This is a genomic window from Butyrivibrio sp. NATIVEDY162, assembly GCF_045999815.1.
In the GTDB taxonomy this organism is placed as follows: Bacteria; Bacillota; Clostridia; order Lachnospirales; family Lachnospiraceae; genus Butyrivibrio.
In genome coordinates this window covers 2,225,639-2,237,709 of sequence record NZ_CP172573.1, presented here as the reverse complement: position 1 = coordinate 2,237,709, position 12,071 = coordinate 2,225,639, and the positions used below count along the sequence as shown (strand labels likewise).

Sequence of the window (12,071 nt, the reverse complement as noted above, 5' to 3'; positions counted from 1 at the left end):
CGTAGATCTGAAAAAAGGAGTTTGGTGATGCAGGATTACAAGGAAAAATTGGAAAAACAAATACAGGAGATAGATGCTCTAATAACCCAAATTGATTAGTTAAGATAGAGGCATATGAGCAAAGTGGATATTTTCTGGGGAAAAATATGATCATGACATTTGAGACTTCTCAACATGCCATCAGTTCTAATATAATAAAGGCTATGATTAAAGAATATCTAGTTTAGCAGGTTATGGCGCAATTCAACTTGAGGGATAAATGTCCATATAAAATGCCGGGAGGATAGCAGCTTTGGAAGATTACAGTAAACAACATAAGAAAGCTTGGGAGTTTGATGCATATGATTTTTGGGTAAGAACCGCCGGGACTCCGGAGGAAAGAGCATCAAAGGATAAAGAAAACCCTAGGAAGATGCTAAAGCAGTATGCGAACTACTTTGATTCTTTTGAAGGCGTCAAGGTAGCTAATATCTGCGGATCCTGCGGCAAGAAAGCAATTCCGCTGGCTCTTTTGGGAGCAGAGGTTACAGTATTTGATATATCCGAAGCCAATAAGAAATATGCCATGGAAACAGCTGAGGCTGCAGGCGTAAACATTGGCTATGAAGTTTGTGATATCATGGAAATCGATATGGAAAAGTATGCCGGTTTCTTTGATGTCATATTCATGGAAGGTGGGATCCTTCATTATTTCCACGATATAAATGCTTTTATGAATGTTATGAACGGATTGCTTAAACCCGGTGGAAAGATGATCTGCAGTGACTTCCATCCATTTACTAAGATTTCCGATATACTTGGGCTGCAGCAGCCTACCATGAGTTATTTCTCAACTGATATCTTTGAAGGTGAGATGGCGCACGCAAGATTTTACGATGAGGAGATCCGTAAGCAGATCCCGAAATGCCATTACAGGAAGTACTCCATCAGCGAGATCATCAATTCTATCATCGGGAGCGGATTTACTTTGGAGCGTTTTGATGAGCATCCTTCATGGGAGAATGAGAAACTTCCGGGAGAGTTTACTGCGATTGCAATAAAGCGGTGAGTAAAGTTTTGTTATAACCGTTCTTTCTATATGAAGCTGCCGGGGGAGGCTGTTATCATTCTTTTTGTAAGGCGCCGATACATAAAAAGCAAATACGAAAGGATGATGAAAATGAACAGAGATATATTTATAAAGAATCTGACAGGGGACAAAATTGAGATGAGCCCCAAGGGAAGATGTGCTAATGAACTTTCCGTGGAAGAGTTTGAAAAAGGATATGAGAACTTTTTCGATATGATCTTTGGGATTGCTGATGCGGATATTTCTTCTCTGACCGGTTACGGTGAGTTCGACGAAGACAATCAAGCACCCTTTGCCACTTTCGAAGAGTTCGTTCGCGAGACCTTTAACGAGGATCAGGAAGGCTACTGGCATAACTGGACGCAGATGTTTGAAACAACATTCTTAAGGAAAGATTATTTCGACAAGATATATGCAAAGATCATGCAGTATGCACCCTATTGCGAAGGGCAGAGATTCCTTGCAAATAACAATACCTTTTTTGTCAACATGATCGTGGATGATTCGGGAAAAACCTACTGCGCAGACTGGGGCCGTGCCGGTATAATGGACTTTATAATGGATTTTGCGATTCTTGATCTGAATAAGCCATATTTACTGGTTCCGGAAAAACTATATGAGTATGTCCAGAAAAAGAAGATTGATATAAAGAACTTTAAGGAACGATTTTTATGCATGGCGTATTTTAAGGGACTGCACACACTCATGTGGCATGCATCCATAGACGATCTTGAGTCCTGCGAATCCATTACCGCATCTTTAAATGAACTGGAAGAACGCATGAACAGGCTGGTCTGAACAGATGAAATATGAAAATGCAAAGGATATTCTCCCCGCAAGCCTTTTGAGAGAAGTGCAAAAGTATGCAGAAGGAAAAGCCATCTATATACCTAAGCGCGAAAGAGCAAAGGGCTGGGGAGAAGCATCCGGATATCGTGGAAAATTAAATAAGAGAAATGCTCTCATCTGCAGCAGGTATGGCGCAGGTGCCGGTATTATGGAACTGGCGGAGGAGTTTTTTCTCTCTCCGGAATCGATCAAGAAAATAGTGTACGGTAAGAAGATAAAACTCCCGGAGTATTCGCCCACCATATACTCCGCAAAGCAGTATTCGGATGCCGGTATAGGTGAAGAATGGGTAAGGATATATCTGGACAAGGAAGGTATGGATACACCTGACGGATCAGAGTTTTTCCTGTCTGAACTTGTGAAAATCCCTCTTCGCCTTATAGAGGATGGTACAGGTGCGGAGGCAGTAGAAGAATCGGGTGCGTATACAGATAAAACTTTGATCATTATGTTCGAGGATCACAGATTCAGAAGTTTCTGTGGAGAGGAATATCTTGCCTTTTTGAGAAAGGAAAAGAAGAACGCACACTGGGCTTTTATTATTGTAGGCCACAAGGAGTATAGCTACTATTTTAATAACTTTGGTAAGCAGTTTCAGAGAGGAAAATGATTTAGAAAATCGAAAATGTAGGGTAAATGATAAATGCGTACAGAGAAAGAAATGATGGAACTGATCCTGCGTACAGCTGAGGAAGATGCCAGAATCCGAGCTGTTTATATGAACGGATCAAGAACCAATCCCAATGCTCCAAAGGATATTTTTCAGGATTATGACATTGTTTATGTTGTGGAAGAAACCGGATCTTTTATCCGGGACAAGGAGTGGATCCGGCGGTTCGGGGATATTCTGTTTATGCAGTACCCGGACGAACATCCGGATTATCCGAGTGATAAAGAAAACTCCTATGGCTGGCTGATGATATTTACGGACGGAAACAGGCTGGATCTTACAGTTAAATCGATTTCATATGCAAAGGAAAACGTTAAGGAAGACAGCTTATGCAAGATCCTGCTGGATAAAGATGGAATTCTTCCTGAGATTCCTGAAGCGTCGGAAGAAACTTATTTAGTCCATCGACCGTCAAAGGAACAGTATGCGGCCGTCTGCAACGAATTCTGGTGGTGCCTTAACAATATCGCAAAGGGCCTTTGGAGAAAAGAAGTGACATATGCACAGGATATGCTGAACTTCGTGGTCAGAAAGCAGCTTGAAAAGATGCTTTCATGGAAAATAGGAGAACTGACCGATTATTCTGTCAGCGTCGGTAAATCCGGAAAGTATATGAAGAAATGGCTCTCTGAGGAAGAGTGGCAGAAGTATCTGGACACTTATTGCGGCACCGATGTAAACGACATGTGGAGCGCCGTGGAATCTATGTGCCGGCTGTTCATAGATGTTTCAAAATGGGTGGCAGAACATGGCAATTTCATCTTTGACAGGCAGGAAGCTGATAATAGTTTCAAATACTTCAGTACGGTGAAAGAAATGGATGGAAATGCGGTAAGCATTTTTTGAAAACGTGGGTGACGAATGAGCGAGACAATGTTAGACTCATCTTGTCAGCGTGACAATAAAATGACAATATAAACTTCAAAAAGTATAGTAGATACATTCAAACCGTTCAGAAATGAACTGTTAAACAAACCTGAAACTACCGTAAACACGTAGCTCCCAAAATATATTTGCGAACTGGAATAATACCGGGTGGTTTGCGGGTGATAAAACAGTATCTAAAGGCTCTCAATGGAAGAGATTCCGTTGGGAGCTTATTTGTGCAACTTAAATTAGGAGTTATATTTGTTTTGTGTAATGTTCTTTTTTATGGATATAATATGGCGTGGGAAAATGGTTGGAAAGTGCCGGAAAACAGGCAAAAAAGAAAAATGGAAATAATTTAAAAATCTGCTATCATGTATATGGAAAAAGAAGAAAGTTGGAGGTATTTAATCCAAGGGGGATTTATGCTAAATATCAAATGTGATCTTCATACGCACACACTTTATTCTGCTCATGCATATTCGACAATTGAAGAGAATGTCAGGGAAGCGGAAGCTGTCGGGCTTGAACTAATAGCAAGTACCGATCATTTCAGCTCCATGGTGGTTGCAGAGGATGAGGATCTTCGGTCATACCAGTTTTTTACCAATCAGGGTTGCTGGAAGCGAACCTGGCATGGAGTAAAGGTCCTGAGGGGATGCGAAGTAGACATTGTTAATCCTGACGGATACCTGTTTGGTATGGGACTTCCCATAAAAAAATCAATAGTGGGAGATCCCTACAAGGATGATAAAGATTTATTTACAAGGACGACGGAACGCCTTGATTTTATAATAGCAAGTGTGCATGGAAAATGGGGACTTCAGGGAATTACCAAAAATCAGGCAACACAGATGTACATCACTGTTTTGGAGGATCCAAGAATACTAATGCTTGGCCATATTGGAAGGGCAGGAATTCCGTTTGACACAGATGAAGTGCTTCTTAGAGCAAAAGAACTAAATAAGCCTATAGAGATAAACGAGCACAGTGTAATCTGGGGCGGAGATATTGCGGACAGGTGCAGAGAAATAGCTGTAAGATGTGCAGAACTTGGAACAACAATTTGTGTAAATACTGATGCTCATATAGCAACTGATATCGGAAGATTCCCGACAGCTATACAAATGCTTGAGGAAATACATTTCCCGCAGGAGCTTATCATGAATCGGGATAGCGATAGCTTCTTGAAGCAGTACTATGCAGCAGGATTTCCTGAGATAGATTTTAGCGCGGAGATGTAAATGTAAAAAGTAAGGGAAACAGGGAGTATGAAAATAGTTTTAGAGCATCTCACAAAGAGATTTCCAAATAAAAATAGAAAAATTAAAGAAGAAGTCATCGCGGTAGATGATTTTACACATGAAATACCGGATGGCAAACTTATAGGGCTTCTGGGGCCTTCCGGATGCGGCAAGAGCACAGTACTCAACCTTATCTCAGGCCTGGAAAAACCCACAGAAGGAAAAATATACTTTGGAGATGATGATGTGACAGACCTTCCGCCCGAAAACCGCGGCGTTGGACTTGTGTTTCAAAATTATGCACTTTATCCTCATTTGACTGTAAAAGAAAACATTCGCTTTCCTCTTGAAAATCTGAGAGGTAAGGATAAGCTTACAAAAGATCAGATGGATTCAAAGGTTCGGGAGGTTGCCAAGCTGGTTCAGATTGAAAATCTGCTGGACAGAAAACCCGGAGAAATGTCAGGTGGTCAGCAGCAGAGAGTGGCAATAGCAAGGGCACTTGTGAAAAAGCCCCGTGTGCTTTTGCTGGATGAACCTTTATCAAATCTGGATGCCAGACTTCGTCTCCAGACAAGGGAGGAGTTAAAGCGCATACAGCTTGAGACCGGAATAACCACAATTTTTGTAACTCATGACCAGGAAGAAGCCATGAGCATCTGCGACTCACTTGTCGTTATGGAAAAAGGTCATATAATGCAGCATGGTGCGCCGCAGGATGTTTATGATCAGCCGGAAGATCTTTTTGTGGCAAAATTTCTTGGAACTCCACAGATAAACGTCTTCAAAGGAGAAATCCGTGATGATGCTCTTTTTATAGGAAAAGATCGAATAATGGAGCTTAATGAAGAAAACTTGGGAGAGAGCCGAAAAGTGTACGTTGCAGTGAGACCTGAGGGATTTGTTGCGGTTACGGATGACGGCCAGGGGCAAGTGAAGAATGAAAACTGTCTTCATTGTGATTTCAGAAAAATGGAAGTCATGGGGCGCGATACAAGTATAATCTGCACACACGAGGCTTTTGAGGGGACTGTCGTAAGAGCAATAATTCCTTCTGAGACAAGACCTAGGTTTATTGGCGGAGAGGTAAGCTTTTATATAAAGCCATCAAAAGTGCATGTTTTTGATGCCGTGACAGAAGATGTGATCAGAGGAATTACCGATGGGGAATAAAAAGCAAGTAATGACGGCATGGTTATGTCTATTGCCGGCAATTATATTTTTAGGAGTTTTCCTGGTGTACCCTATGGTAGATGTTTTCATCTATTCATTTGAGGAAGGCTACAATTTTGCATCTCAGAGTTATTTGGGGATTGGTGGCTACAACTATTCATATGTCCTTCATGACCCGTATTTTATACAGGCGCTGAAAAACACATTCATAATAGTACTTATAACTGTGCCTCTTTCAACGGGAATTGCACTGATTATTTCGCTTGCCCTTAGCTCAATCACAAAGCTAAGAGAGCTTTTTCAGACAATATTTTTTCTGCCGTACGTTACAAATACCCTTGCTGTTGGGCTTGTTTTCATGATTCTTTTTCAGAAAACTGCGTATACGGACGGAATGGTAAATGTGCTGATAAAACTTTTCGGTGGAGAGAGTATAGACTTCATTGACGGACCATATGCTGCGAAAATGTTTGTGATGTGCTTTTACACAATATGGGTGGTGCTGCCCTTTAAGATTCTTATTCTGACAAGTAATCTTGCATCAGTAGACCCGATATATTACAAAGCTGCACAGATTGATGCCACACCTAAATGGCGTGTCTTTCTGAAAATCACACTTCCTATGATTTCTCCAATGATTTTTTATCTGGTGATTACAGGCTTCATCGGAGCCTTTAAGGCATATAGTGATGAAGTTGCGCTTTTCGGGACAGACTTAAACGCAGCCGGAATGAACACAATTGTTGGATATATTTATGACATGCTTTATGGAAATAGTGGCGGATATCCGTCTTATGCATCGGCAGCAGCGATAATACTGTTTGCTATAGTGTTTACTATTACGGTTATTAACCTGCTTGTCAGTGAGAGAACTGTTTACTATCAATGATTTATAAAAAACGATGTAAGATTCGTGCAAACACATTTTTCATAAATAAAAAGTTTTTATTATACATTAAGATGCTTATTATCTGAATGTAATATAATTTGGGGACAAAAATGTCAGACAATCAGGAATTAGAAAAAATCGCAGCAAAAGGCAGAACCACCAGAATGGTGAGAGAAATAGTACGTTACATGCTACTTGTGTTTTGGGCAATTATTGTACTGTTTCCGTTTTACTGGATGATAATCACATCCTTTAAAAGCTATAGCTCGTATAACGGTGAATATGTTCCAAGACTTATAGTAACTTCGCCGACGCTACAGAATTACGTCAGTGCTTTTACGGAGGTTTCACTTGGAAGATATCTAGTTAATACGTTTTTTTTCACAGTAATCACAACTGCAATCATGCTTGTGATCGTCATACTTTCTGCATTTGCTTTTGCAAGACTGCAGTTTCCAGGTAAAAACATCGTTTTTGCTCTGTTTTTATCTCTTATGATGATTCCAAATGAGCTCGTAATAATAACAAATTATGTGACAATCACTGACCTTAATATGCGCAATTCCTTTCCCGGCCTTGTGCTGCCTTCAGTCATATCGGTTTTTTATATTTATCTGTTAAAAGAGAATTTTGAACAGATTCCGGATGAGCTGTATAAAGCGGCAAAAGTAGACGGGACAAGCGATATGCGATATCTGAGAAAAGTTATGATCCCCATCGCTAAACCAACACTTATAACCATAACAATTCTGAAGGTTATTGAGTGCTGGAACTCGTATGTGTGGCCGAGACTAATTACTGATGATGAGGCTTATTTTCTTGTCTCCAACGGAATTCAGGAGATTCGTGAAAACGGATTTGGCCGTGAAAATATCCCTGCCATGATGGCAGCAGTTGTTGCCATTTCGGTTCCTCTTATGATCTTGTTTTTGATTTTCAGGAAAAAGATTATGGCCGGAGTTGCAAGAGGAGGCACAAAGGGATGAACTTGAGATTTGCCAGGTCGCTTTTTATAAAAAATAACTCAGGGACACATTCAGAAGGGATGAAAAAGCAAGACTTTATAAGCAGTTGTAAAAAAATAAATCACAGGTCTCATAGATTTGTGCCAATTCTTTTGGGGATGTTGGCGATGACACTTACTGCATGCCATGGAAGTAAGGAAGCAAGAGGCTTTGAGATACCGGATGATTTTGATGAGTCAGGAAAATATGAGATAACCTTTTGGGCTAAGAATGACACAAATAAGACCCAAACCAAAATCTACGAAAAAGCGATAAATGAATTCGAAAAGCTATATCCAAATATTGATGTTAACATACGACTTTATACAGACTATGGAAAGATTTATAATGACGTAATTACAAATATATCTACGGATACCACTCCTAACGTCTGCATAACATATCCTGACCATATTGCGACATATCTGACAGGTAAAGATACGGTTGTTCCGCTGGATGATCTTTTCATGGATAATAAATATGGATTGGGTGGAAGCGAGTTAAAATATGATGCTCCTACCAAGGATGAGATAATACCGGAGTTTCTTTCGGAGTGTCGGATTGGCGAAAGCCATTATGCGATTCCATACATGCGCTCTACCGAAGCCTGTTATGTGAATAAGGACTTTGTGGAAAAGCTGGGATTTGAGATGCCGGAAGTGCTCACCTGGGATTTCATATGGGAAGTATCAGAGGCAGCCATGGCCAAAAATGAGGACGGCACCTTCAAGCTAAATGGACAGCAGGTTCTGATACCTTTTATATACAAGTCGACTGATAATATGATGATTCAGATGCTCAGACAACAAGGAGCGGAGTACTCTGATTCCATGGGAAATATTCTGTTGTTTAATGATGTAACAAGGCAGAACCTCAAGACCATTGTTGAACATGCAAAGACGGGAGCTTTTTCTACATTTAAGATTTCCGGATACCCTGCAAACTTCTTAAACGCAGGGCAATGTATTTTTGCTGTTGATTCTACTGCCGGTGCGACCTGGATGGGCACAAATGCGCCCCTTTCCGATATAGCAGCAGACAAGATTGTGGACTTCGAGACTGTTGTTTACCCTGTACCTCAGGTTACTTCAAAGGAAGGAGGCACTGCAGACAAAGCAAAAGGGAATGAGCTTTCAAAGGCCCAGCCTACGGGAAATGAAAGCTATAGCATGATATCACAGGGACCTTCTATTTGTGTGTTTAACAAGAAGAACCCGCAGGAAGTGCTTGCCTCCTGGCTTTTTGCGCAGTATATGCTAACAAATGACGTACAGATAGCCTATGCTGAGACAGAAGGCTATGTCCCTGTAACTTCAAAGGCTCAGAGTTCAGAAGAATACCAAGACTATCTGTCAAGGAGCGGAGAAGATAACAGTACACATTATGATGTAAAGATAAAAGCTACAAAAATGCTCCTGGAAAATCAGCAATACACCTTCGTGACAAATGTGTTTAATGGTTCAGCATCGCTTCGCGATGCAGCAGGGCAGCTGATCGAGAATGTGACCAAATCCGTACGCAGAAAAAAGAAAGTTGATGATGCCTACATTGATAAGCTGTACTCAGATACCATAAGCCTCTATCATCTGGATCAGAGCGGCGCAGTTAACTCAGGTAAGGCAGAGCTCGGTCCGCTTCCTACAGAATCAAAACGATTGCTTGAAATCCTCGCTCTGGCGTGGGTAATTATAATAGCATATGTGCTGCATACAAGAAAAAACAAGGCTCGGGAATGAGCCATGTTTTTTCTTGTAAGAGGAAGTGAGTGTTCTTTTTCTTGTAAGAGGGAATGAACGTTCTTTTTTGTAAGAGGGAATGAGCGTTGCTTTTTCTTGTATGAGGAAACGGCATTCCTACGGTATAAAGCAGTCTGTGAGGATGCACAGCTCCCACCGGCGCACGTGGAAGAGCTATAATGGATGAATGGCTTGTTGGGGATGGTTTTGTGGGATGGCTTGTTCGGAATGGCTTAGTGGGATGGCTTGTTCGGAATGGCTTAGTGGGATGGCTTGTTCGGAATGGCTTTGTGGGAATGGACTGGTGGGAATGGCTTAGTGGGATGGCTTGGTAGGAATGGCTTTGTGGGAATGATTTAGTGGGAATGGACTGGTGGGAATGGCTTAGTGGAATGGTTTGGTAGGAGTGGTTTTGTGGAATGGACTGGTAGGAATGGCTTTGTTGGATGGACTGGTGGGAATGACTTAGTGGGAAGGGACTCAGTGGGAATAGATTTGTGAACGACTGGGCATATTTTTTAGGTGGGGCAGGCCTTTTTCATCCTTTTGTTCATAGTAAAACGAAAAGGATGAATTGATATTAGCTTATTTTCATACTTATTTGGATATTTTTTAAAATGGATTGAAGAGATATGGTAAGGAATTCATCCTAAAACAACATTTTCCCGTAGTTAGATGAATGAAGGTTAATGAAATAAAAATCTTTCAGCTAAGGGGATTCATACTTAATAAGCTGTTTATCCAATATGGATGAAAACTTATAAATTTGTTCTCATCCTAATATAAGATAAATGGCAAAAGGGATGAATTCAACTAATTTTCCGTTCATCCAATATTTGATTTATTTGTAGTCAGGATGAATTGAAGCTTGCAAGCTTAAAGTGTGTCTATACAGCAAGCAACAAATCAACGATAAGCAACAAAAATCGACAAGCAACAATCAACGATAAGCAATAAAAATCGACAAGCAACAAATCAACGATAAGCAACAATCAACGATAAGCAATAAAAATCGACAAGCAACAAATCAACGATAAGCAACAATCAACGATAAGCAATAAAAATCGACAAGCAACAAATCAACAATAAGCAACAAAAATTCACAAACAATAATCAACAGCAAACAAGAAAAATCGACAAGCAACAACCAATAGCAAGAAACTATAATCGACAAACAACAATCAACAACAAGAAATAACAAGAAACAACTAACAGCAAACAACAACCAGCAGCAAATAACAATTACCAACAATCATAAAAACACGAAAATAAAACAGTATTGACATACAATATGATAAGTGCTATTATCAAACCCTATTATTTTATATTCTGTATCGCAGACTCTGCAAATCATTCCATTTATGAACGAAAAACTTAAAAGGCGTTATTGATATTGATTAACATTAACACTTAAAAATGACCCGAGTCCATTTTATTTAACAATCAACAACAGAAAGGGCAATTTAATTAAATGAAAAAAAGATTTGATGACAGAGAGCAAGAGCTCAAAGACATTCTTAGTAAATGTAATTCTTTGATTGAGCAATTGCCGGAAGGAAGACTTAAGGTAATTCAAAAACAAGGAAGACCATATTATTACATCTGCGATGATAAGGGGGACAAGTCCTACAAATATCTTCATCGTGATGAGATTAATACTGCAAGAAAAATAGCTCAACGTGACTATGAGCAAAAGGTAAAAACGGCTGTGCAAAAGGAAATGACAGCAATAACAAAGTATTCAAAAACAATGCCGGAAACAACTTATGAGCATATATACGATAAGCTTGTATCAGGTCGAAAAATACTGGTTACACCTCACTTTGTTCCTGATAATGTATTCTTGGAAAAATGGCTTGCGGAACCATATGAATCCGGATACTTTGAGGATGGAATGCCTGAACATTATACAGATAATAATGAGCGTGTGCGTTCAAAATCAGAGGTTATTATAGCAAATACGCTTAATAAGCTGGGTATTCCATACAAGTATGAGTGTCCCATCTTTATAGGTAATAAGAAGGTTTACCCGGACTTTTCAATATTAAAAATGCCTCAGAGAAAAGTGATTTATTGGGAACACTTAGGGCTACTGGATGATGATGAGTATTTGGCAAGAAATATGGAAAAACTTGATAATTATGAATCTCACGGTTATTTTCTTGGAGACAATTTGATAATTACTCGAGAAACAAGCGAGAGGCCACTTAACTCAAAGCATGTTATGCGACTTATAGAACATTACTTGCTGTAGTGAAAAAGAGCAATATATGCTGAGTAGTTAACGGGACGCTGATGCTAAACTCTGTTGCTAAGCAGTAGAAGGAACGTTGTTGCTAAGCAGTAGAAGGAACGTTGTTGCTAAGCAGTGGAAGGAACGTTGTTGCTAAGCAGTGGAAGGAACGCTGTTGCTAAGCAAATGAATGAACGCTGTTGCTAAGTAAATGAAGGAACACCGTTGCTAAAGAGCTACTGGAACACTATTGCTAAGCAGATTATGGAACATTTTTTTGCCAAGTTGATGACAGAGTATCTCAAACCTAACCAGATAAAAATTGTAGTGTATTTTC

General features: G+C 40.0%; 12 protein-coding genes. All 12 read left to right on the top strand.

Features of this window, described 5'->3' with window-relative positions; translation table 11 throughout:
* Positions 1-292 precede the first annotated feature (292 nt).
* The 12 genes from ACHCNF_RS09725 to ACHCNF_RS09670 all read left to right on the top strand — a co-directional run bounded on the left by ACHCNF_RS09725 (position 293) and on the right by ACHCNF_RS09670 (position 11,755).
* Positions 293-1,048: a class I SAM-dependent methyltransferase gene (locus ACHCNF_RS09725; protein WP_408069609.1), complete on the top strand. Its 756-nt coding sequence runs from the start codon at positions 293-295 to the stop codon at positions 1,046-1,048.
* Positions 1,049-1,159: 111 nt separating this feature from the next.
* Positions 1,160-1,867: a hypothetical protein gene (locus ACHCNF_RS09720; protein WP_408069608.1), complete on the top strand. Its 708-nt coding sequence runs from the start codon at positions 1,160-1,162 to the stop codon at positions 1,865-1,867.
* A gap of 4 nt (positions 1,868-1,871) precedes the next feature.
* Complete coding sequence (locus ACHCNF_RS09715) at positions 1,872-2,528, top strand: CD3324 family protein (RefSeq protein WP_408069607.1); 657 nt, start codon at positions 1,872-1,874, stop codon at positions 2,526-2,528.
* Positions 2,529-2,561: 33 nt separating this feature from the next.
* Positions 2,562-3,434: an aminoglycoside 6-adenylyltransferase gene (locus ACHCNF_RS09710; protein ID WP_408069606.1), complete on the top strand. Its 873-nt coding sequence runs from the start codon at positions 2,562-2,564 to the stop codon at positions 3,432-3,434.
* 322 nt (positions 3,435-3,756) lie between these two features.
* Positions 3,757-3,900: a hypothetical protein gene (locus ACHCNF_RS09705; RefSeq protein WP_408069605.1), complete on the top strand. Its 144-nt coding sequence runs from the start codon at positions 3,757-3,759 to the stop codon at positions 3,898-3,900.
* Positions 3,881-4,699, top strand: coding sequence for a phosphatase (locus ACHCNF_RS09700; RefSeq protein ID WP_408069604.1), 819 nt, complete (start codon positions 3,881-3,883; stop codon positions 4,697-4,699). The genes ACHCNF_RS09705 and ACHCNF_RS09700 overlap by 20 nt, the downstream gene beginning before the upstream one ends.
* 27 nt (positions 4,700-4,726) lie before the next feature.
* The gene (locus ACHCNF_RS09695; RefSeq protein WP_408069603.1) at positions 4,727-5,872 is read left to right on the top strand and encodes an ABC transporter ATP-binding protein; all 1,146 of its coding nucleotides are present in this window, start codon (positions 4,727-4,729) and stop codon (positions 5,870-5,872) included.
* A complete protein-coding gene (locus ACHCNF_RS09690; protein ID WP_408069602.1) occupies positions 5,862-6,761 on the top strand; it encodes a carbohydrate ABC transporter permease in 900 nt (299 codons plus the stop codon). The genes ACHCNF_RS09695 and ACHCNF_RS09690 overlap by 11 nt, the downstream gene beginning before the upstream one ends.
* Before the next feature lie 110 nt (positions 6,762-6,871).
* Positions 6,872-7,747 (top strand): carbohydrate ABC transporter permease, encoded by an 876-nt coding sequence (locus ACHCNF_RS09685; RefSeq protein ID WP_408069601.1) that lies wholly within the window; start codon positions 6,872-6,874, stop codon positions 7,745-7,747.
* 146 nt (positions 7,748-7,893) lie between these two features.
* Positions 7,894-9,501, top strand: coding sequence for an ABC transporter substrate-binding protein (locus ACHCNF_RS09680; RefSeq protein ID WP_408069600.1), 1,608 nt, complete (start codon positions 7,894-7,896; stop codon positions 9,499-9,501).
* Between the two features lie 179 nt (positions 9,502-9,680).
* Positions 9,681-9,836, top strand: coding sequence for a hypothetical protein (locus ACHCNF_RS09675; protein ID WP_408069599.1), 156 nt, complete (start codon positions 9,681-9,683; stop codon positions 9,834-9,836).
* A gap of 1,136 nt (positions 9,837-10,972) precedes the next feature.
* Positions 10,973-11,755, top strand: coding sequence for a PDDEXK family nuclease (locus ACHCNF_RS09670; protein ID WP_408069598.1), 783 nt, complete (start codon positions 10,973-10,975; stop codon positions 11,753-11,755).
* Positions 11,756-12,071 lie beyond the last annotated feature (316 nt).

Bases quoted from the DNA above. Each gene is read 5' to 3' on its own strand.
- ACHCNF_RS09685 (WP_408069601.1), top strand. From the start codon at position 6,872: ATGTCAGACAATCAGGAATTAGAAAAAATCGCAGCAAAAGGCAGAACC.
- ACHCNF_RS09710 (WP_408069606.1), top strand. From the start codon at position 2,562: ATGCGTACAGAGAAAGAAATGATGGAACTGATCCTGCGTACAGCTGAG.
- ACHCNF_RS09715 (WP_408069607.1), top strand. From the start codon at position 1,872: ATGAAATATGAAAATGCAAAGGATATTCTCCCCGCAAGCCTTTTGAGA.
- ACHCNF_RS09680 (WP_408069600.1), top strand. From the start codon at position 7,894: ATGACACTTACTGCATGCCATGGAAGTAAGGAAGCAAGAGGCTTTGAG.
- ACHCNF_RS09720 (WP_408069608.1), top strand. From the start codon at position 1,160: ATGAACAGAGATATATTTATAAAGAATCTGACAGGGGACAAAATTGAG.
- ACHCNF_RS09675 (WP_408069599.1), top strand. From the start codon at position 9,681: ATGGATGAATGGCTTGTTGGGGATGGTTTTGTGGGATGGCTTGTTCGG.
- ACHCNF_RS09695 (WP_408069603.1), top strand. From the start codon at position 4,727: ATGAAAATAGTTTTAGAGCATCTCACAAAGAGATTTCCAAATAAAAAT.
- ACHCNF_RS09670 (WP_408069598.1), top strand. From the start codon at position 10,973: ATGAAAAAAAGATTTGATGACAGAGAGCAAGAGCTCAAAGACATTCTT.
- ACHCNF_RS09690 (WP_408069602.1), top strand. From the start codon at position 5,862: ATGGGGAATAAAAAGCAAGTAATGACGGCATGGTTATGTCTATTGCCG.
- ACHCNF_RS09700 (WP_408069604.1), top strand. From the start codon at position 3,881: ATGCTAAATATCAAATGTGATCTTCATACGCACACACTTTATTCTGCT.